The organism is Mesorhizobium sp., from assembly GCF_024509055.1.
In the GTDB taxonomy this organism is placed as follows: Bacteria; Pseudomonadota; Alphaproteobacteria; order Rhizobiales; family Rhizobiaceae; genus Mesorhizobium.
Genome location: NZ_JANINM010000195.1, coordinates 16,148 through 36,703, shown reverse-complemented (window position 1 = coordinate 36,703; position 20,556 = coordinate 16,148). Strand labels below are relative to the sequence as shown.

Annotated in this window: 22 protein-coding genes; all 22 read right to left on the bottom strand. The window is 61.6% G+C overall.

The annotated features are described in order from the left end of the window. Nucleotides 1-3: 3 nt before the first annotated feature. Nucleotides 4-852: a hypothetical protein gene (locus tag Q0L57_RS09305; RefSeq protein ID WP_296741460.1), complete on the bottom strand. Its 849-nt coding sequence runs from the start codon at nt 850-852 to the stop codon at nt 4-6. Continuing rightward, nucleotides 852-3,545, bottom strand: a complete 2,694-nt coding sequence (locus Q0L57_RS09300; protein ID WP_296741457.1) for a host specificity factor TipJ family phage tail protein — start codon at nt 3,543-3,545, stop codon at nt 852-854. The genes Q0L57_RS09305 and Q0L57_RS09300 overlap by 1 nt, the downstream gene beginning before the upstream one ends. Beyond that, nucleotides 3,545-3,955, bottom strand: a complete 411-nt coding sequence (locus Q0L57_RS09295) for an NlpC/P60 family protein (protein ID WP_296741454.1) — start codon at nt 3,953-3,955, stop codon at nt 3,545-3,547. Before Q0L57_RS09295 ends, Q0L57_RS09300 begins: the two co-directional genes overlap by 1 nt. Nucleotides 3,956-4,050: 95 nt before the next feature. Then, a complete protein-coding gene (locus Q0L57_RS09290; RefSeq protein ID WP_296741451.1) occupies nt 4,051-4,545 on the bottom strand; it encodes a DUF1833 family protein in 495 nt (164 codons plus the stop codon). Further along, entirely contained in the window at nt 4,542-4,967 is a 426-nt protein-coding gene (locus Q0L57_RS09285; protein WP_296741449.1) for a hypothetical protein, read from the bottom strand. The genes Q0L57_RS09290 and Q0L57_RS09285 overlap by 4 nt, the downstream gene beginning before the upstream one ends. Continuing rightward, nucleotides 4,964-7,453 carry a phage tail length tape measure family protein gene (locus tag Q0L57_RS09280; protein ID WP_296741447.1) on the bottom strand — a complete coding sequence of 830 codons (2,490 nt, stop codon included), beginning with the start codon at nt 7,451-7,453 and terminating at the stop codon, nt 4,964-4,966. The genes Q0L57_RS09285 and Q0L57_RS09280 overlap by 4 nt, the downstream gene beginning before the upstream one ends. Beyond that, nucleotides 7,453-8,166 carry a hypothetical protein gene (locus Q0L57_RS09275; RefSeq protein ID WP_296741446.1) on the bottom strand — a complete coding sequence of 238 codons (714 nt, stop codon included), beginning with the start codon at nt 8,164-8,166 and terminating at the stop codon, nt 7,453-7,455. The genes Q0L57_RS09280 and Q0L57_RS09275 overlap by 1 nt, the downstream gene beginning before the upstream one ends. After that, a complete protein-coding gene (locus Q0L57_RS09270; RefSeq protein ID WP_296741444.1) occupies nt 8,108-8,398 on the bottom strand; it encodes a hypothetical protein in 291 nt (96 codons plus the stop codon). The genes Q0L57_RS09275 and Q0L57_RS09270 overlap by 59 nt, the downstream gene beginning before the upstream one ends. 74 nt (nt 8,399-8,472) lie before the next feature. Next, nucleotides 8,473-8,952 (bottom strand): hypothetical protein, encoded by a 480-nt coding sequence (locus Q0L57_RS09265; protein WP_296741442.1) that lies wholly within the window; start codon nt 8,950-8,952, stop codon nt 8,473-8,475. A gap of 116 nt (nt 8,953-9,068) precedes the next feature. After that, on the bottom strand, nt 9,069-10,319 hold the full coding sequence (locus tag Q0L57_RS09260) for a phage tail tube protein (RefSeq protein WP_296741440.1): 1,251 nt from the start codon (nt 10,317-10,319) through the stop codon (nt 9,069-9,071). A gap of 48 nt (nt 10,320-10,367) precedes the next feature. Beyond that, on the bottom strand, nt 10,368-10,820 hold the full coding sequence (locus tag Q0L57_RS09255) for a hypothetical protein (protein WP_296741437.1): 453 nt from the start codon (nt 10,818-10,820) through the stop codon (nt 10,368-10,370). Then, a complete protein-coding gene (locus Q0L57_RS09250; RefSeq protein ID WP_296741435.1) occupies nt 10,820-11,143 on the bottom strand; it encodes a hypothetical protein in 324 nt (107 codons plus the stop codon). Before Q0L57_RS09250 ends, Q0L57_RS09255 begins: the two co-directional genes overlap by 1 nt. Beyond that, nucleotides 11,140-11,778, bottom strand: a complete 639-nt coding sequence (locus tag Q0L57_RS09245; protein ID WP_296741432.1) for a hypothetical protein — start codon at nt 11,776-11,778, stop codon at nt 11,140-11,142. Before Q0L57_RS09245 ends, Q0L57_RS09250 begins: the two co-directional genes overlap by 4 nt. A gap of 1 nt (nt 11,779) precedes the next feature. Then, nucleotides 11,780-12,217 carry a hypothetical protein gene (locus Q0L57_RS09240; protein ID WP_296741429.1) on the bottom strand — a complete coding sequence of 146 codons (438 nt, stop codon included), beginning with the start codon at nt 12,215-12,217 and terminating at the stop codon, nt 11,780-11,782. An 84-nt stretch (nt 12,218-12,301) separates the two neighbouring features. Continuing rightward, entirely contained in the window at nt 12,302-12,733 is a 432-nt protein-coding gene (locus tag Q0L57_RS09235; protein ID WP_296741428.1) for a hypothetical protein, read from the bottom strand. Between the two features lie 77 nt (nt 12,734-12,810). Continuing rightward, nucleotides 12,811-14,265, bottom strand: a complete 1,455-nt coding sequence (locus tag Q0L57_RS09230; protein ID WP_296741425.1) for a phage major capsid protein — start codon at nt 14,263-14,265, stop codon at nt 12,811-12,813. An 85-nt stretch (nt 14,266-14,350) separates the two neighbouring features. Continuing rightward, the gene (locus Q0L57_RS09225) at nt 14,351-15,226 is read right to left on the bottom strand and encodes a S49 family peptidase (RefSeq protein WP_296741423.1); all 876 of its coding nucleotides are present in this window, start codon (nt 15,224-15,226) and stop codon (nt 14,351-14,353) included. Between the two features lie 44 nt (nt 15,227-15,270). Further along, nucleotides 15,271-16,623 carry a phage portal protein gene (locus tag Q0L57_RS09220; RefSeq protein WP_296741421.1) on the bottom strand — a complete coding sequence of 451 codons (1,353 nt, stop codon included), beginning with the start codon at nt 16,621-16,623 and terminating at the stop codon, nt 15,271-15,273. After that, nucleotides 16,623-18,383: a terminase TerL endonuclease subunit gene (locus tag Q0L57_RS09215; protein ID WP_296741417.1), complete on the bottom strand. Its 1,761-nt coding sequence runs from the start codon at nt 18,381-18,383 to the stop codon at nt 16,623-16,625. The genes Q0L57_RS09220 and Q0L57_RS09215 overlap by 1 nt, the downstream gene beginning before the upstream one ends. A gap of 6 nt (nt 18,384-18,389) precedes the next feature. Continuing rightward, on the bottom strand, nt 18,390-19,055 hold the full coding sequence (locus Q0L57_RS09210; RefSeq protein ID WP_296741416.1) for a P27 family phage terminase small subunit: 666 nt from the start codon (nt 19,053-19,055) through the stop codon (nt 18,390-18,392). Between the two features lie 105 nt (nt 19,056-19,160). Beyond that, nucleotides 19,161-19,328 carry a hypothetical protein gene (locus Q0L57_RS09205; protein WP_296741413.1) on the bottom strand — a complete coding sequence of 56 codons (168 nt, stop codon included), beginning with the start codon at nt 19,326-19,328 and terminating at the stop codon, nt 19,161-19,163. Between the two features lie 572 nt (nt 19,329-19,900). Continuing rightward, on the bottom strand, nt 19,901-20,488 hold the full coding sequence (locus Q0L57_RS09200; RefSeq protein WP_296741412.1) for a transcription termination/antitermination protein NusG: 588 nt from the start codon (nt 20,486-20,488) through the stop codon (nt 19,901-19,903). Nucleotides 20,489-20,556 lie beyond the last annotated feature (68 nt).

Genomic DNA, 20,556 nt, shown 5'->3' with positions numbered 1-20,556 from the left:
CTCTCAGTTCATCCGGCCGCGCGTATCGACCCAGCCCTCGGTCACGACCGTGAGCGCCACGTTCGCGTCGGAAAAGTTGCTCCGCGCCCTGATCTGCCGGGATGTATTGGTGCGAACGCGCAGGTTCGCGAACGGCGACAGCGTCGTGTTGCCGATCTGCTGTGAGTTGAAGAAATCCGGCGCCGTGTCCGCAATGGCAGGATCGGTGAAGATGGTCGCAACCGCAGACGATGCGGTCGCCGTCGAGCAGCGCGCATGAAAGATCGCCGTGACATTGATGCCGGGCGGCACACTCAGCGCGCGCAGTACGGCCGCGGTACCGGGATTTGCCGCAGCATTCACATCGGTCACCGGCACATCCCACATGAACAGATCGCCGTCCTGGACGAACTTGGTCCATTGTCCGGAGCCATTCGTCTTGATGGCACCGATGCGCCGCGACAGCGTGTAGCTCGCCGGCAAGGTCGGCGCTGTGGCCGACGTCGAGATCAGGACGTCCGTGACGGCGGGATCGATATCGGTGCGCTGGATCAGATGAACGTGATACCACGTGCTGTTGGCAATCGAGCCGGTATCCAGCGAACCGTTGCCGGACCCGACTGCCCAGGCGCTGGTGGTCTTGGTGACCGCGGCTGCGAACGGCAGCACGGCGACGCCGGTCTTGTCTGTCGCCGCGCCTGCAGCCACGCCGAAAGAGGTTGAAGCACCCGCCGTCGAGAGCGTCAGTCCCCAGATCGCACCCAGCACGCCCGAGAGCAATTCGGCGTCGTTGGCATTCGCCTTGCCGAACGCGGTGCGCAGCGGATCGCCGTCGCCGGCATTCGCCGCCGTCCCCAGATTGACTATCTGCATCAGAAACTGTCCGCTTTGAGGTTGATGGAGTCGGCTGTGATGTTGATGTTGTCGACGAACGGCCCCTGCGCCGCGTCGACCACCACGATGTCGGAATAGGCGCTTTCGGCGCCGGCAAAGCTGACCGCCTTGGCCTTCACTTCGATGCTGTTGCCGATCGCGTAGCCGGTGATCGCGACCGCGCCGTTGGCTACCGGGAACGAGACTTCGGTAAAGGCACCGCCGCCCTGCAGGCGGTGTGCGACGACATAGGACGCCGGCGAGACCTTGCTGAGATCGGGACCAGGCCGCACCGATACCGAGAGCTTGCCCTGCGCATATTGTGCGCGGAACGGCACCGGCACATCGGGCGGCAGTCCGGAAAAATCGATGATCTGGCCGACGCGGCCGTCCCACGCCGGCGGCACTTCGGCGGCCGTGAGCTCGTCGATCTCCGGTGCCGCATCATAAAGCGTGAACTTGCCGGTCAGGTTGTCGCCACGCTCAATCGCCTTGACGATGACGTCGATCGTTTCGCCGCGCACGGCCTCGCCGAACATGAACAGATCGCCGGTCGCGACGCCGCTCAGATCGCCAACCACAGCGAGATTCCAGACCTCCCCGGCCTGCGTTGCCACGGTGCGGCGCAGGATGGTGCCATCGGCCAGGCGTATCTTGCAGGCGTAGTTCGCACCCTCCTCCATCGTGACGGCGGTATCGAGCGTCACGGTCTGGCCACTGATCGCCTTGACGCGTCCGGCCACCTGTTCGCGATCGAGCACGTCTGATGACAGCGCCGCGAGATTGCCGCGGGTCAGCACCATGGACTCGAAGTCTTGGCTGCAGGTGTAGGTCGATCGGCGATGCAGTACCTCATATTGCCGCCGCCGGCTTTCGATCCAGATCAGGTCGGGATCGGTAATCCCCGGATGCGCCAGATCCTCGGTGATTTCGACCTCGTCGATATTGACACCGGGAAACGGCACAATGCGCTCGGCCTGCGCGTAACCATTGGTCTCGTCGATGAACTGACAGCGGAATGCATCCGGTAACTTGACGTAAGGCGTGGCACCCTGGAAATCCCACGCATTACGCGGCGACAGTGCCGCCACCTGAATGGTCTGCGGCCGATCTATGATGACGCCCCACGTCTCGCCGTCGTCATGGGGAACGGCGCGGCCGACGCCGGCGACGTCCGCCAGCACCTCCAGCCTGGTCGCATCGTAATCGTGGACCCGGTTGTATTTCAGGTTCCGGGAGACGTTAAAGGCATGCCAGTCCTCGAGCTGGGCCAGATCGATCTCGTCATCGGCCTTCGGGTTGACGTTGGCGGGCCCCTGCATGACGTGGCGATAGAGCGACGCAGAGTTACTGGTTTCCCGCACGATCCACGTATCGCTGGCGGCGTCGTAATCGCGGCAGAGCAGCGACGCGATGCAATTGTAATTATTGACGACACCGTTGAGCTGGTTCGATGCGCGGATCCGTAGCGCCACCAGCGCCAGTGGCTTGTCGAAGTTGATCGGGTATTCCGGCCGGAAGCCGCGCACCGCCGCCAGATCGCTCCGGTCGACAATCTTGCTGTCGGTCGAGTCTTCCGTCGAGCGCGTGATCTTGATCTCATACTGGCCCCGCACCGGCACGGCCCAGCGATAGCTACGGCGGATCAGCTTCTGGTCGGCCGCGGTGACGCTGAGATCGTAGACCGGCGTCCAGTCGGCATCACCCAACAGGCGATGCTGGATCTGGAAGCTGACGGTCCAGTCCTTTTTGCTGCCGTTCTTGTCGTACTGGACGAGGCCCTGCACGAAAGCGAAATCGACCGACAATTCGGTAACGTCGCGCGGCGACAAGCGAATGACCGGAGTATTATAGGTCAGCTGTACCGAGACCTGATCCTCGATCACCTGTTGATGGTAGATCGAGATCGGGTCGTCATCGGGATAACCTTCCCGGATCTCCATCTGGACGTCTTCGAACTGGTCGATCGGCGTCTCGCCCAGCTTGTGGTCGCTCAAGGCAAGCGGGCCATGGCCCAGGACAAACAGCGCGATGACGTACTGGTCGTCGCCGACGATCTCGGTATAGGGCGTTGCCGCATAAGGCGGAGCATAGCGGTGCTTGGCAAGGATCGACGGAATGACCCCGCCAGGATTGGCGGAGTTTTGCAGGCCCGTGATGCTGTAGACGTCGGTCGGCTTGTCCGAGCTGGCACCGCGGATAGGGATCAGCGCATTCACAAGGAAGCTGCCGGCCAAGGAAACGCCGAGGGTGATTCCCGCCCCGATAATTCCCGTGGTTGCCGCCGTCGCCGACAGGGCACCGTATCCGGTGATACCTGCCGGGAACGCGGCACCGAGCACCGAACCGGCAAGCGCTGGGGCGTAGAGTTGGCCCAATGCGACCGCTGCCACCAGCACCACGACCGACAGCACGTTGCGCAGCGTGTCGTTCTTCGGCACCGGATGGCGGATGATGACCGCCGTGCCGGGCTTGGCGCGCACCCGATGCCAGATCGCAGCCGGGATCTCGGCGCCGTTGACGGTGACGTAAAGCCGCGCGCGGTCCGACGCCTTCAGGTCCTTGCGCGCGATCGCCACCATCTCGCCGATCGTCGCAGACGCGCTGACCGTCAGCGTCTTGCGGCCACGCACCGCATCGAAGTTCGGCAGCGAGATCAGCTGCACCGGATTGTCGATCACTTCATGGCGCATCAGAGATTCCCGGCATGCCGCAGGCTGCAGGTGTGTTTGGCGCGCCAGCGGCCGCGATCGAACCGCTCGACGCAGGACAATGCGCCGTCAACGATGTGCAGCATCTGGCCCGCCTCGGCGACGATACCGACATGACACTCGAGTCCGGCGCGACGAAACAGCACCAGATCGAACTCGCGCTCGGCGCCGATCGGGACTTCGCGCCACGGCAGCTGAGTCTTGTCGTTGGCGATGATGGCAGCCACCTCCGCCCGATCGCTCGAGCTCGACCAGATGTCCGTGTAGGACGGCAGATCGATGCCACGCCGATCGAGATACGGCAGACGCACGAGACCCCAGCAATCGACACCGGCACGCGTGCGGCCGAGATCGAGCCATGGCAGGCCGATATATCCGGATGACCAGTGCATTCAAAACTGCCTGAGACAAGAAACGGCGACCGAAATCAAAACCGCAATCGCAGCCATCAGTACTGCGCGCCGAAGATCACGCCGGATTGCCCTCTTCACCGGTACAACCCCGGAAACCGCTCGCGCGTCATGCGTTGCGCCGGCCACGGCTCGGATTCGAACGGCTCGCGCGATACTGTCAGCGAGACCTGCATCGCGTTGTAGGATGACCCGGTGCAGATCAGCGTGCACTGATCCTCGACAAAATCAGGGTTCGACGACATCACCAGCTTGAGCACCACGGGAAACTGATCCGTGCCGGCGCGCGCCACGGCCGCCATATCCTCGGCGACGTTCTCGAATACCAGCGTGGTCGACGGCGGCGCATTGTCCTGATCGTCCGGCCAGGTCACGGCCATGAAGATGGCCTTGTATTGCTGGCCATTGTGGACGGTGCCGTAGAACAACGGGTCGATCGACAGACGTTCGGTCGGATCGCTGGAGATGTACTGCGTGCCGGCGGCGGTCTGCAGCTCGACCAGGACGATCGGCACATCATCCGTGGACTCGGCATTGAAGCTGCGGCGGGTGCTGACGGAAAGCGTCGTCATGGCAGCACCAGCAGATCGAACTCAACGCGCGCGATCAGGCCATCGGTGTAGGTGTCGGCTGGTTCGTTTTCACCGAACTGCACCAGCCACCAGGACTCGATCAGCAGCGGAACGTCCGTTTCCGTCAACAGCGGCACGCCACTCTCGTCTGCAAGCGCCAGGCCGTCGAATTGATGGTCCGGAAACAGGAAAGGCAGCGTGCCGTTCAGCGTATCATCCTCATAGAAACGATAGAACCGCGCCAGATCGTCGGGCTCCATGGTGATCGAGCAGCTCACAGGTTTGGTCTTGGCACCACGACGACGCATCTTGCCGGGTCCGGTATCCATGGCGGTGCGCAGACGGTTGCCGCGCGGGCCGGACTGGAAGCCATCGACCAGGACATATTGCGGCAGATCGGACGGCCAGACTGGAACGCTCATCGTTTCACCGCCGATTTGCGCGCCTGATAGGTGTTGCGCATCGCACCCTGCGTCGCAGATCCCGGCCGCTGGATAGCGGTTGCAACCGCATCGTCGAGGGTCAGCTCGACACGGCGGCCGCCGCGACCATCCGCAACCTGCTGCACATCCTTGACCTTGACCGGCGCACCGTTGTTGTTGACGACGACGGACAGGTCACCATTGTTTTCATTTGCCGGCCGATAGAACGGGATCACGTTAGAACCCGGCGGCGCTACCAACCCACCGACATCGTACCCGCGCATCGCGCTGCGGTGCAGGCTTTCGAGGAAGCCGACGCCGAGATTTGCCGTCGCGGTTTGATTGAATACGTATTCGCCGGCATGAACGACGCCGGCAGGCTGATACTTTCCGCCGGCGCCGGTATAGCCGCCACTATCATAGCCCGGGCCATAGTCAGAAGCATCGAGGCCAGGCAACGGATTTGCTGAGCTGCCGGCGTCGACCAGGCCGCCGCCGCTGAAACCGAACAGGCCGCCGAGGGCACCTTTGAGTGCATTAAAAATCGGCACTACGATGTACATCTTAATCAGCATTTCTTCCAAAGCGCGGATTACCGTTTTCCCGAGATCGGCAAATCCTTGGCCCGCAGTCTTGGTCCCATCAAAGATGTCGGCGAGGCCTGTGGTGATGCTGCTGAACGACGATGTAGCAAACTGGTCAATCTGCTTGTTAACGCTAGATGCGTCATTTAACGCCTGCTGCAGCTGTGGAAGCTCTGACCCCGCTACCTTGGACGCATCCGCCGTATCCCGAATAGTTTTTGCGAGATACGTCTGAGCTGCGGCCATCTGTTGGGCGTTCGTCGGATCGAGGAGCTTCTTATCGATCCACGTCTGCAGAGTATCGGCGGCAGCTTTGTTGGCCGCATCGAGGTTGAATACACCAATCTGAGCTTGTTGCTGAACGCGATTCATTTCGTCTTGGGCGCGGATACCCAAGAGAACTGCGTCCCTCAGTTTACCGGCCGAGACGCCGGTCTGAAGAAATTGATTGTCCAGCTGCTTACTTGCCGCCGCAACCTTCTGCTCGGTCGTCGCATAATCGCCCAGAACGCCTATTGACTGAATATATCGACTATTTGCGGCAATGATTGCATTCGGATCAGGAGTTGTCTTCCCGCCGCCCGCAGCTGCATCGGGCTTAAACTTGTTGCTGACCGATCCATAGAACTCATCGGCCTTGGATTGGGTCAAACGCGACCCCACATTATCTTGAAGCGCCGTTCGATAAAGGTTGCCAACCACGTCAGGCCGGATTGCCTTCGGCAAATATGAAGCGATCTTTATGAGAGCTGCCGTGCCCTTGCTCGACAGGTCATCGAACCACCCGAAGACGCTGAGGAACAAGTTGTTCCAGTCTGTCTTGAGGTTGGTAATCCCGCGGTGCCAGGAGTCCTCAAAGTCTTTGGCTCTCCGGACCATGTTATCATTCGCGGCCCCGCCGAATGCGTTGGCTTGCTTCACCGCCTCTCGAATTCCGGCCGCGCCTTGAGACATGAAGTCAACCCACGCTCGAGTCGTCGGAAGCCCGGCCTGCTGCAGGATCTGGATTCGGCGCCAATCTTCGCCCGCGTTCTTAACGTCATCGGCAAGCTTTTCGAATGTCTGCTGGGTGGTTCCGATCGATTGACCGGTTGCACGAAACAACGTTGCGAGGTCACCAACACCAATTTTCGCCTGCGCTACAGTGGTGCCAAACTGCCGGAATGCAGCAAGGAAATCATCGCTTCCAATGCCCTTGAATCCAGCCGCCGACGTGAGGCCTGACAGCGCCTGCGACGTCGTTCCTGCAACTCGCCGCACATCGTCAATCGCGAGAGCATAGGTCTTCCAGGACGAGAAGGAAGCATAGGCTGCAACGCCAGCTGCCGCCGCGCCTACGCCGATAAGGCGCATCGGTGTGAGCAATCCGCCCAGGATTGACCCGACCTCCTTAAACGCTCCAGAGAGACCGCCGGGGCCCGTGGCGGCGTATGAAAGATGGTTGATCTGGCCCAGGAGTGCTTGCGACGGAGACATGCCGAGCAACATTTGCTCGACAACACTGCGGATTGAGTGTTGCGCAGCCATTGCCTGCGTAGAAAGGCCAGCATGAGCCTTGCTATTGTCGTTGGCCGCGCCCGTCAGACGTGCGTACCGCTCCGCAGCGGCCGCCAACACAACATTTGCCCTATCCTGCAATGCTGGATTTTGTGCGACCGCAGCGTTCACTTGCCGCTGCGTCTTCTCATAGTCTTGCTGCGCCCGCACCTGGGAGACATAACGCCGCTCGATCGAGGCGAACTTCGAATCCAGAGACAGCGTTGCTTTTTCGGTGCGAGATGACGCCACGGCGACGCCATCCTGCGCGGCCGCAAGGTTATCGAGCTTGGCGGCGGCCTGATCGACGCCGGACGTGGTCGCTTGAATCGAGAGGCGACGAACTGCTTCCTGTACAGCTGCCATCATCTATCCTTGAACGAAACCCTGATTGCCGGCGCAGTCACCGCAGCGCCCGTGGCACGATCTGCTCGCTGTTTCGCGAGGTAATGCCATTTGCCTTGCTTCGCGTTCCACGATCGCGCGCGCTGATTGTTTTTCAGCGTGTATGCGCCAATCTGCGTCTCATAGCCGAAGGTGATTTTCGCGATATTGCCGAAACGCGCTTTGGCATCTTTGTAGGTTCGCTGATAAATCCGGTTCGGAACGGAGATCAGAAAATCCCGACCGCTTTCGGTCTTTCCTACCTCCAGCCTGCGCGCGTATGGCACAAGATTGATAAATACGAACTCGGTCGCGTTGGGGATTTGTTCGCCAAGGGCAATCTCGACACCGTCGGCGAACAGAGTGTGGCCCTTGCGGTAGTCACCGCTAAGACGCGGCGACCGATCCAAGAGGGTCTGGCCTATCCACGCCAGCACATCATTTCCAATGTCCCATTCAGCGACAATGAGGCCGTTCGGATTTACCGACTCAAGTGAGGCACCAACTCGGCCGTCTACCGTGACGGTCTTGGGCGGCAACCGCCCAAGAATGCGGCGGTTCAGATCGTCAGCCTGCGCGATCTCGCCTCTCGCGAAGTCCGCCACCGCCCTGCTTTGTGCGGCCGGCGTCAGCATCTCATTGACGACGATGCTGATGTCTTTTGCGATCGGCTCGATCTTTGTTCTTACCGGCATCCTTCGGCTTCTCTATAAGGATCGTTGCTCGAGAGTGACCAAGCTTGATCAGCGCCAGCGCATCCTTCGGATCGAGCGCTATACCGCGAAGCATCGACCAGGATTGAAGAACGTCCCAGGTGATCAAGGCCGGACCGAAGCCGTTCGATGTGATTCCCATCGATATCTCCAGAAAGTCGATCCAGAGATATTCCAGCGGCCACGGAAAATCCGGCTCCTCGGATGCTGGCATGACAGGCTTGCGCTTCAGCTTTGCCCACTGCTTCGCGGCAGAGTCCTCATGGTCTCCGACAGTCGCACCGTCGCCTAGCTGACGGTCGCGGCGGAACCGGTGCTCGGCGAATCCGATGAGGTCGTCGACGAGCGCGTCATAAAATTTGCGGCCTTACTCGCTTCCACCCAGACCTGAATGAAAAGCCAGTTCATGCCCGGTTCGGAGTAAAGCTCGACGGCATTCTCTGGCGTGCACGGCACGTCGATCACTTCACGCGTCACCGGGTCGACCAGGTGCCACGATTTGGTCAGCGCGGCACACTTCTGGATGTTTTCCTCGAGCTGGTCGCCGGGATCTGCGATACCATTCCGGCTCTTCATCGCCTTCCGCCGGACAGTGGCTCGCTTATCCTTATCGAAGGCGAGACCCTCCCGACTGTCTGTCGACAGCACTTCGATGAACGCCTTTTTGCCGGCCGTGTCGACGATCGGCGCGTCGGTGACCTGGTCGATGATCTCGACCTTGAAAGTCTGGGAGACATTGGCTGCGAGTGCAGCGAATTTGGAGGACATGGACTGTTCCTTTGGCGGAAGGTGGAACGGAGCCGCCCGCCAGCGGCTCCGTCCGATCGCGATCACCCGACGCTGGCGCGCCGAGTGGGTGTCCCCGTAGCGGCAGGGATGGTGGATCAGGCCGCGATCTGGGTATCGACGATCTGAATGGTGGTGCCGTCGATTCCGGGGGCGCCGGCCGACTTGAGGGCCTGGAACGGCAGCGTGATCGACTGTCCGCCCTCACCCGACGTCGCCACGTCGGCATCCGAGAACTTGATGCGCGGCAGGAAGATCGTCATGGCCGGCGTGTCGGGGTCGCTTTCCGTGGTGAGGTACAGCAGGACGCTGACTTCATCCTCGTCCGTGAATGCACCGACAAGGTCGCCATCCTGGAAGAACGCGGTCATCTGGCCGGTCACGTTGGCGCGGCCAAGGAAGACTTCGGGAACGAAATTCTGACCGACGACCGCGTCCGATGACGGACTGAGGTCCATCTGGATATTGACGCCGGTAACGACGCCCTGCGTGACTCCATTGACGCGCACCAGGCCGTTTACCGCGGCAAAGATGCCGGTCGACGTTTCGGCGGCCGGTGACGTGAAATACGGTGCAGCGGTGTCCTGCAGCACCTGCATGTTGCGGCCCATCACCGGAAACTCGATGGTGGACATGCCCGACGCCGGCAACTGCATGGTGAAACCGCCAACCCGGCATTCGGTGAACAGCCGCGCGACGTCGATATCCTCGTTGAAGATTTCGAACGCGAACTTGCGGCTGACGTGACCGGTCGACGGGACGCTCAGGCGCTTGCCGATCGTCGCGAGATCGAAAGCAGTGTCGGCAGTCATATCGGCCGGCGGAGGCGGATAGACCTCTACGGTGCGGTTGCTGGCGCCGGAGAAGCCAAGAACCACGAAATTGTTGCCGGAATCCGTCGGCGCTGACGTGTCCGTCAAACGGAAGACGTGGCCAACGCGCAGGCCCAGGGCGACCGGATCGCCACCGCCGAAGGTCAGCGTTCCATCGTCGGCGTCGGCCGCGACGCTGGTCAGGTCGGTCTCGGATAGCGCGAGCGCAGCTTCCCAAGTGCCGCGAAACGCCGCCTCGAACAGGTCGACATAGGTCAGCGGGCTCAGTTCGCCCGAGATCGAGCCGGTGACGCGGCGCGTGCCGTGGCGGAAGTCGGCAATCTGCCGATCCGACCGAATTTCGTTGCTCTGATAGGTGTCCTTCGCCAGCTTCAGCGACGAGGATACGCGGCGCAGGATCTGGCCACCCGCCGCACCGGGATTGGTCGCGATGGCTGGCTCGGCGTTGGCGGTGATAACGCCGGTAGCATATTTCTTGAACGCAATGCGTGCGGACACGCCTTCGGCGAGCGACATGATAGGTCTCCGTTGGTGAAAACCGCCCGCGGCGGCTGATGACGGCGGTTAGCCGATCTGGTCGAAGGTCAGCGCGACCTCGACGGCCGCGCACTGGTAGTTGTTGACGGGACCGCTCAGTCCCGGCACCGCGAGGCTCGAGCCCGGCCCGATCGGAATGACATCGGCCGACGTGCACGACACGACATCGTCGCGATAGCTGCGCAGCCGCGCAGCGATCGCCTCGGCATTCGCCAGAAGGTTTTCCGGCGTTCCGGTGCGCACCGGTTCGAACACATAGGCCTCGACGCTGGCGCGGTTGCGATAGGTGTTGCGACCACGGCCGCCGCCGAACGCGACCGGCTGACGTCCGGAGCCGTCGTTATTGAACATGATGAACGCGAACGGCGCCGGCGTGTCCGGAAGGATCGGCGCGACGTCGCCCTGCCAATAGATCGACAGACCGTCGATCGCACCGACGCGCGCCTTCAGCGCAGAACGCGCATTCGCGGTCGTCGTCATCAGTCGCCAGCCTGAATTTCGAGCGCGATCAGCGTGCCGCCGATCCTGCGCGTGTTGTCGTCAACCGCTTTGATCGAGATTTCCTTGCCGCGCACCACGACGGCATCGTTGGTCGTTAGCGGAAGGCGATCGGCGAGCGCTTCCGCCATGGCGATAATCTTGACGTCGCCCTGGGCGATGGTGCCGATCAGCTCTTTCGGCTGATATCCCATGACGCGCGCGCGCACCGTGACGTCCGGCACGCCGACGCGGCGGATCAGGATATCCTCGCCGATCTCGGCCAGGAACGCGCGGTGCTGCGCGATCGCTTCGTCTGCGGTCATGCAAACACCCGATAGGTCGAGAGCAGCGATGCTACTGCTGCGTCGATCGCGGCGCCCGCATTGCCGCCGACGATGTACTGTTTCGATCCGACGCCGTCGACCGTATCCTGGCTGATGAACAGGTTTCGAGCCGACAGCGAGCGGAGATTACTGACCATCAGCACGATCGCATTCCGGATCGGCTCAGGAACGTCGCTTCCCGCAGCGCCAAAGCCGGCGATAAACGAGATTTCGACGGCGCCAGGCTGACGCTTGGTGTGCGGCCAGGTCGAGCCGATCGCGGGATACAGGCGCCCGGGCTCCCCAGGCAGCAAGAAATAACCAGGAGCTTCGATCGTTTGCTCGGCACCATCGACGTCGAAATACTTGATCTCGGCAATGTCGAGCGTCGGCGGCAATGGAATGGTGATCTCTCCCCCGCAGTCGGAGGGGAAACGATCGAGGATCATCTTCCATGTCTGGCGCACTAGCGCGCGGCCGAGCCAACCGCTCCAGCCGTCAATCGTCTGGCGAGCCGCCTTGATGAAAGCGTTCATCACGTCGTCAGAGACTTCCGCACCGATGCCGAGGCGAGCCTTCGCCTCGGCAGCCGTGAGCGGCTCCGCAGATGGTGCGGTTACCAGGACGAGGCGCATGTCAGGTCGACTGCGCTTTCTCGGCCGCAATGGCGGCGTCGATTTCGTCCTGCGAGCTCTTCAGCGCATATCCGCCCGGCGGATAGGCACTGGCCTTGTATCCAGCCGCAACGAACTCGCCTATCGTTGGACCATTGACGCGCAGGTTCTTTGCCGCCAGCGCTGCCTCGATCGCCGTGATGAGATCGGGCTTCTTTTTTGCATCGCCCAGATCGATCTTGTTGTATGCCGCCAGCTGCTGCAGCTCCGCAACCGTCATGACCTCCAGCGGCGACTTATCAGAGATGGCCGCGGTCGATCCGCTGGATTCGGTGCCGTCCTTCAGACAGCCGGATTTCTTAAGCCGCTCGAACTGCTCCTCGGTCAGCGGGGGATCGATATTGTTGCCGTCGCCGGGAAGGTAACGCTTCCCGGTCCGGGCATCGACGAATTCGGCCACGACACGCATGGGCATTTCTCCTGATGAAATCTATGGTTTGGAATCTTGGGCGGCCCGAGGTCGAGCCGCCCGCCTTCGACGAGATCAGGACGGCGGATTTGGCGTCGGCGCGTATCTGCTGCCGAACAGCAGAGCCAGCGCCGTCACAAAGATGTTGCCGGAGTCGTTGCCGGTCGGCGTGATGGTGAGGCGCACGTATCGTTTGGAGCCGACATAACCGATCTTGCGCACCTTGTTGTCGTCGTCGGCCGCCGTGAAGCCGGCGAGCGCTTCGGAGCCGGTCAGCTTGTCGTCAGCGACCGCGGCCGCGTCCGAGAGGTTGGCGGCGTCACCGTCTTCGACCAGGACGGCGAAAGTCGCGTTGGTGTCGGTATTTGCGCCGATGTTGAGCGCGAAGACCAAGCCATCGAAGCCGGTGCGATCGATGATCTGCGACACGATCGCGGTGTTGTCGGTGCGTGCAGCCTGCGGGCTGATCGCACGCACCACGTGGAGCGTATTCATGTAGTCACGCATGTGCGGACCTTTCTGTTGAATTGCGGGAAAGCAGAACAGCCCGGCGGCGCCGGGCTGCAGAGGGTATCGCGCGGCGACTAGCCGGCCGGGACGTCGAGACCGACGAACGGCGAGACCTGGTAGCCGTTCTCTTCCTTGATCGGCGCGGTGAGCCAGGGCGCACCATCGACATTCCAGAAGATCTTGATGACGGTCTTGTTCGAGGTGAACTTGACGTGCTCGGACGCCGCCACGAACGGACCCGAACCGTCCTTGATTAGGTAGTAGGACCAGTCGGCGAGGATGATGTCGCCCTTGGTGCCGAGGCCGACGGAGCGGTTGTTCCAGCGGACCGGATAGCCGAGCAACGTGCCAGCGAAACCATCGCGGGCATCGGGCTTCCAGATATATCGGCCAGCTTCATCCTTCAGGCTGGCGATATCGGGCAGCGCGGCTTGCGGCATCGACCATACCGGCGAAGTGCCGCCGCGCATCAGCAACCGTGCCACCATCCCGACGACATCGGCGTAGGTCACATGGTTCGCCGTCGCGCGATTGACGTAGTAGACGGCACCGGCATTGAGAATGCCCAGCGGCCGCGCAACGCCGTCGCCACGGAGGAACGCGAAGTCCTCAGCGGCCGTCACACCGCCACGCAGCAGCCCTTCGATAAAGCTGCTGGACGCCTGCCAGTTGCGGAGCAACTTGTCGGTGATCGTGACGAAGCCAGCAACTTCCTTCGGAACGAGGCTGATCTCCCGCAGCTTGGCGTCGGTTTCCGGCTTTTCATCACCCTCGCCGATCCAGCTGACCTGAATGCCGCCAAACATGTTCGCGGGATTCTGGCCGGTCTGATCCAGCGCCGGCATGGTGACACCGGCATCCGGCGGACTGCCGGCCTCGATCACCTGCGCGCGCGGGCGAACCAGAGCATCCTGTGCCGGCACGGACATGATGGTGGTCCGGAGCTGCGTCGGCACCATGAAGCCGCCCTGCGTCTGATTATCCATCCGCATTTCGGCGGAAAGATCATCCGCGTTGCTGCCGGCGCTCTCGACGAAATTCAGGCGCTGATCGTTCGGATTGAACCGGACGGCATGCATGAACTGGCCGATGTTCTCGAACTCGCGCGCGGCTTCCGGCGCCGGCGGGTGCACGATGCCGCTGCGGGCAGCGATTGCCGGCCGGGCCTGGGCGAGCTGCGCAGTCGACGCACTGACATCTTCCAGGCGAGCGATGCGGGTATCGAGGCTGGCTTTCTCGCCCTTCAGCTTGTCATAAGCCGCGATTTCCTCCGCCGAGAGGTCGCGATCTTCTTTTTCGGCCTTGTCGAGAAGAGCCCCCATTTCGGCGACGATCGCGGAACGCCGCTCGAGCAACGCGTTGAGGTTGCCGCCGAGCGTTGCCGCCAGCGCAGGCGGATTCGCGATCAGCATCTTGAGACCGCCCGCAGCGGCGACCGCCATCGCATCGTAGTGAGACCAGATCAAGCTGCCGACGATGAAGGCCGTTGCTGCCGCAGCAAACAGAACGACATTGCGTTTGGTGAACATTGGAGAATCGCTCCGTGTGATGCCGGCATAGGAAAGCGAACCCACGCCGGCACGTGGGAACGCAAGTCGCCGAACGGCGAACTATTCAGGAATTGAAATCGAGAGCCCGGCGCTCACGTTCGATGGCGAAGGCACGGGTCGTCGGCTTTGCCTTTTCCGTCGGATATAGCGACACGCCAAAGCGACTGAGCGTTTCCTGCATCGTGCCGACCTTGTCGGCCATGCCCTCCGCTACAGCCGGGGCCGCATCGACCATGCGTCCCTGACCGAAACCGTCGCGGACGGCCGTGAGCGATACGCCGCGATTGCGCGCAACATCCCGCACAAACGTGTCATAAGCGGAATCGACGCGCTGCTGCATCGCTGCGCGCGCGTCATCGCCCAATGGCTCGAACGGATTGCCTTCCACCTTGAACTTTCCAGCGCTGATGAGCGATCGAGTGACGCCCTGAGTTGCCAGCGCCTTCGAAATATCGTCATGCACACCAAACACGCCGATCGAGCCGACTTGCCCGGAAGGCGTCACGACGATCTCGTCCGCCGCGCTGGCAATCCAATACGCGGCGCTGGCCGCATTCGCATTGACCTGGGCGACGATGGGCTTGCGGCCGCGTGCGTTGAAGATCATCGACGACAGTTCACTGGTGCCGGCGACGCTACCGCCCGGAGAATCCACGTCGAGCACAATTGCCTTGATGGCGGAGTCAGCCAGCATCGCTTGAAGCTGCGCGCCGAGCTGCTCGGCATTGGCTCCCCCGCCTCCCGAAACATTGCCCATCAACGGCATGCGGTTGGCGATGACGCCGCGCATCGGCAAGATTGCGACCGCTCCTTCGGACCGCGCAACTTGCTGTTCGGTCTGTTTGCTGATGCGAGCCTCGATCTCTTCGGCCGATAGCTTGCCGCCGGCGGCTTGCATCGCCAGGAGATCGACGATCGCCTGCAGCTTCTCGGCCTGCATCGCCCAGATTTCGGCGACTGCCATCAGAAGGATATGAGCGTACTTCATGCGTTTTCCCTCACCTGTTCGGTCACCGCGGCGCCGCTCGGCGGCGGCGGCGGATTTACGGCGCGCTTCAAGGTTGTGAAATTGGCCGGTACAAAGTGCTCGTCGCCGTCGGGACCGATGCCGTCCATGTCTTCCAGCTCAAGGATCTTGTTCGGCGAAATCCCCGCGACTTGGAAGAGCTCGCGGTAGAACGTCGCGCGCGCGGCGCTGTCGCCGCGCAGATACTCGTTCATGTTGAACTTGACGTAGAGACCGCGCGCACGCTCCGCTGCCGTGAACAGCTTGTAATTCAGCTCCTGCTCCCACGCGCCGATCCACGGCGCCACGGTCTGTCGGATGAATCCGATCATCAACTGCTCGATGCCGCTGCCCCACGTCGTCGTGTTCTGGTGGCTCTGCAACAGGATCAGCGGCACGTCGTAGATGCGGGCGATCTCGGCCGTCTGAAACTCCCGGCTGCCGAGGAACTGTGAATCCTCGGGCGGAATTGTCGTCTGGATGAACTTCATCCCCTCCTCGAGCACTTTGACGCGATGTGCGTTGTCGAGCCCACCCTGCTTTTCAAGCGCGGCACCACCATCGGTGCGCTCGCCTTTCTTCGCGGGACCGCCGAGGTTGGACTGCGCATTCGCAGACAACCGACCGGGATGCAACAGAAAACCGCCGGACTTGGCGTCGTTGGCGAAGAATTTCGCGCCGAATTCCTCCATCGCGAGCGCCATGCCGATCGCCTCGCGGGCCATCGCGATCTGCGACTTGCCGATATAGCCGTCGGTCGACAAATCCATGATGTGGGCCACGTCCTGCGGCTCAAGGCGGTACTGCCGGCCCTCGATGCTGGTGCGGTAGAAGAAATCGCCGCCCTCGATGCGCGGCCCGGTGACCCATGGCATCAACGGCCACATGCCGATCGCCTCTCCGGCCTGGTTGCGCTGGATCTCGCAATAGCCGTTACCCCACAGTAACGCGTGCCCCTGACAGGTCTTGCGAAGATTACGTGACGACATGCGTTCGTTCATGCGGAGGCCGAGGCCGGACATCGGGTGTTGAGTTACCTCGACCGATCCGCCGCCGCTGGATTTCGGCTGCATGATCTTCATCGGAAAGCGCGCAACCGGATTGCCGATGCGATTGACGCAGGCCCAGACTACGGGAAGGTGCAGCGCGATGTACTCACTGACCTGAATCGACGATTTGCTTTTCCGACCGTCGATCGCACGCGCCAGCCAACCCTGCTCGTTGCCGACGCTATCGGACGGCCCGAAGTTCACGGCCGAAAGATCACGGCCATCTGCGGCCGCCGTCTGCCGACCAATGATCGCCTGCGCAAGCGTGCTGAAGTAGCCCATCAGATGTCGATCTCGATTAGCCCGCGGGTTTCATAGACGGACGGCCCCTCTGCAGATGCCGCCGCCAGCGCTTCCGTCATGACCGCCGCCACCACGCCGTCGATGGCGTTGCGGGATTTTTTCTTCGCCGGAACGATATTCATGTTCTCGTCAAACCTGACATGGCAGTGCTTCACCATCATTCGCATGATGGGATTGCCGCCGTGGTGCATCGCGCCAGCGCCGATCGCCGTCTCGAACCGCCTGGTCGCCTCGCCGAGGCTTTGATGCCCAAACCTCATCTTGACGAAGAGGTCTTCCGGGATCGGCCGATCGTCGGTCGTTGGGTTGACGAGCTCCGTGTAGAACGAATTCGCATTCCATGGGTCGTAACCGATGCGCTCGATATTCCAGCGCTGCATCGATTGCCGGACTTCCTTGATCGCGTACCGCAGCTCGAAGACGCCGCCGGGGACCGAGATCAGCGCACCGCTATCGACCCAGCGCTGATATTCGGCGGCGCGGTTTTCGCGTTGGCCACGCTCGACAATCGTCTGCTCGGGCAGGAAGAACTTCCACAGATACTTCGTCCTTTCACCCGGTTCGATCGGCGGGAAGCGCCAGCACAACGATGCGAAGTCATGCGTCTCGGTCGCATCGAAACTGACAACACAGCTGCGGCCTTCCTCGATCTCGTCGAACCACTGCCGCCAACCATCCGCCGCACCAACGCAGTTGTCCCATTCCGGCAACCTGATCCAGGACTGGATCTCGTCCACCCACTGATTGAGGTGGTAGCAACGGAACTTTGCCTCAGCCGCGCGGTTTGCTTTCGCTTTAGCCAGCTCCTGCCGCATGAAGGTGATGGTGGGGCTCAATCCAAGGTTCGGATTGACCTTTGCCCAAACCTTCTCGTCCTTCCAGTCCTCGTCGACACCAGCTGCGAACATCGCGACCAGGATGGTCGGGTCGTCGAGCGCGCCGTCGAGAATCTTCACGCTCTCGTCGAACATCTCGCGGCCGACCGTCTGCGAGGTCAGACCGGCTGTCGATGCATACAACCGCACCGGCTGCAGATGAGGCCCCTCGCCCTGCCGCAGGTTGTCTGCGAGATCGCGCGACTTCCATTCGTGCATCTCGTCGCCGACCGTGACGTATGGCACGCGACCGTGCTTGCCCTCGGCCTTGGATGTGATCCGGAAGAACGGTGCCAGCAAATTCTGGCACCATATCTTGTCGGTATAAACGCGCAGATCGGACTTGAGTGGATCGGACGAGCCGATCATTGCCGACATGCGGCCGAACACCTGGGCGGCCTGTTTCTCGTCGCGAGCGAAGCAATAGCCTTCGCCGCCGATCAATCCCTCGTAGTACCAGACGAGCAGCGCGAGAGCGGCGAGAAACTCGGTCTTGCCCGCCTTGCGCGGCACCCATAGACGCAACTCTCGAAACAGCCGGACCCATCGTCGCGACTTCTGATGCGTCCGCGGGTCGATGATCTCGACCGGGATCTTGCACCCGAAGAACAGCCGGACGATGCATTCCTGCCAGAACGACGGTTTGAACGGCACGCCGGCGAAATGCAGAATCGTGAGCTTGAAATACTTGGGGAAGCGCGCAACCGCGACATCCGCCTTTCGTTCGTCGTACCAGAAGCCCGGTTGTGCGCCGGCGCGCTGCCAGTTGATGCGAACCCACGTCCATCCATGTTCGTCGGCGGCGCGGGTGACCCATTCCGGCTCCGCCATAACCGCAGGTGCAGCGGCGGCAATGTCCGACATGCAGGATCAATTGTAGTGGCCAGGCGGCGGCTCACCATCGAACGCCGTCATCGCGCCAGGTCCGAACGTGTCATCGCTCGCTGCAACCGACGAAGGCGATGGCGATTCATCCTCCGACAACGGCAGCTGTCCACCGTTGGCCGGCGGCCGGTTTCCACCGCCAGCTGCCGCAGCGGACTCGCGCTCCAGCTTGTAGAGGTCGAGAGGCGTGAACGCATAGCGCGTCGACAATTCCATGACGCGAGCGAAGGCGTGATCGCGGACTTCGACTGCCGGGTTTTTCCAGAAACGCTGCCCGCCCGACGTCGATCGACCTTCGACGCCCCAGCCCTTCTGCTTGACTTCCCGATCGGCAGCCAGGAACTCGTCGTAGTAGATGCAGAAGCCAGTGAACGGACCGATGAATGCTGCGCCCCAGAAATTCCGCTGCTTCAGCAGATCGACGTGATAGCGCCATACCGCGGCGGCGCCGGCATACTGCGGATTCTCCGACATGAACGCTGGCATGACGACGTCGGCCTGCCCCACGGCGAACTGCGCGGCGCGCTCCTTCGCGAGCTGCGCGCGCTGCTCGATGGCGTCGATCGCCTTCTGCGCGTTGGTCCGACGCGACCGTTTGGCCGGATCGGCCTTCGCGGCCTGCAGCTGGGGTTGTGCCTTGCGGCCTTTCACGCTCGGAGATCCTCATAAAAAAAAGTTTCGGCCAATTCGCCCGTATTTTTATCGGCACTAACCCACCGGTCCCGGCCCTTAGGCTCCGGACTTTTGACCCGCCCCCTACCCCATCAGTTCGAGAGTGAGGCGAACGGCGACGTCGCTGTTGAGCCAGAGATCATCAACCGTGATCTCTCCGCGCTCATACATCCGTTCAAGCTGCTGCTTCACTACGTCGTGGTGCCAGCAGCATGTGGGTTGCCATCGCTTGGCATTCCAGAACTTGATCATATCGCCCTTGTGAGGCTCGACGTGATCGGTCACCTGCGAAACAACAGTGCGTCCGATCGCCTGACACCCGAGGCAGAGAGGATTGGTTCCCCTGAAGTCGAGCGACGCCTTGTCCCATCGAGCGTCATAGCCACGTTCGCGAGCAGTGCCTCGCCGCTGGTCATAGACCGCTTGTTCCTGCCTACTGGGCTGAGGTCTTACACGGAAGACTGGCGGACGTGACGGCATCTAAAAATAGGGCCGCAGCATCCGGCAAACGCTGCGGCCCTTCAAGTCTAGGGAGGAAACGCCCAAGGAGGGCAGCGACAACGCGAGGCGATGCCGCACATCCTATGCAAACAAAAGCCCGACACGTTGCCGTGCCGGGCTCTATCCTCAAGGGGTACATTTGGAGGTCACTTCATGACCGCCTCCTCAACTGATGGCGTTCATTGCGAAAGTCGTGTTCACACCCTAGAACGACAAAGCCCCGCACGATGGCGGGGCTTTTGCTTTGGGCACATTAACGGCTTGGCAGAGCAGGCGTTGCTACTCCAGTCCACCATCTACGAGCACGTCCCCAACCGAGGCAGCTACGAGCAGAGGCCCAACGCACGCATCAAGGACTGATTCCGTCCTTGCGAGTCAAGAGCAATGAGATCATCAGCAAACGCCGACCACGGTTTCACACTGACGATTTCCATATCGACCGCCGCACGCTTACGTCGTCGACGTCCGCGCTTGCCATTGGTCGTTTCCTTCACCAGTGGCCGCTCACCATTCTCAACAGCACGAATGATATCGATCTTGTCGTCGGTGATCACAGCGGGCTTGCCGTCGTCATAGATCAATCCAGTCACACCAGGCACGCATTCGATGCGCGAGCGGTGCTGCAGCACATCCCACACGAACACGAAGATATAACCCGGAAACATCAGTTCGACGCGATCGACCTTGCGGCCACGCCGCACAACGGTCTTTTCGCTTTCGGGAATGAAGATCCCGAACCGGCGTGCGATCAGTTCGTCTGCAACCTTCCGCTCCGCACCCGGATAAACCTTGACCACGTACCACTTCGGAATAACGCCCGGGATGATTTCGGCATCGCGGGGATCGTATGTCGCTGCAGGCCTCGCCAGCACAGCCATGACGGCAGGCGAGAATGCGCAGGGCAATTTCATCAAAGAGCTCCAACAAGTCGATATCCCCTCGATTTGCTGGCCTTCCGGCGATGCCGGTCTCACGTCCG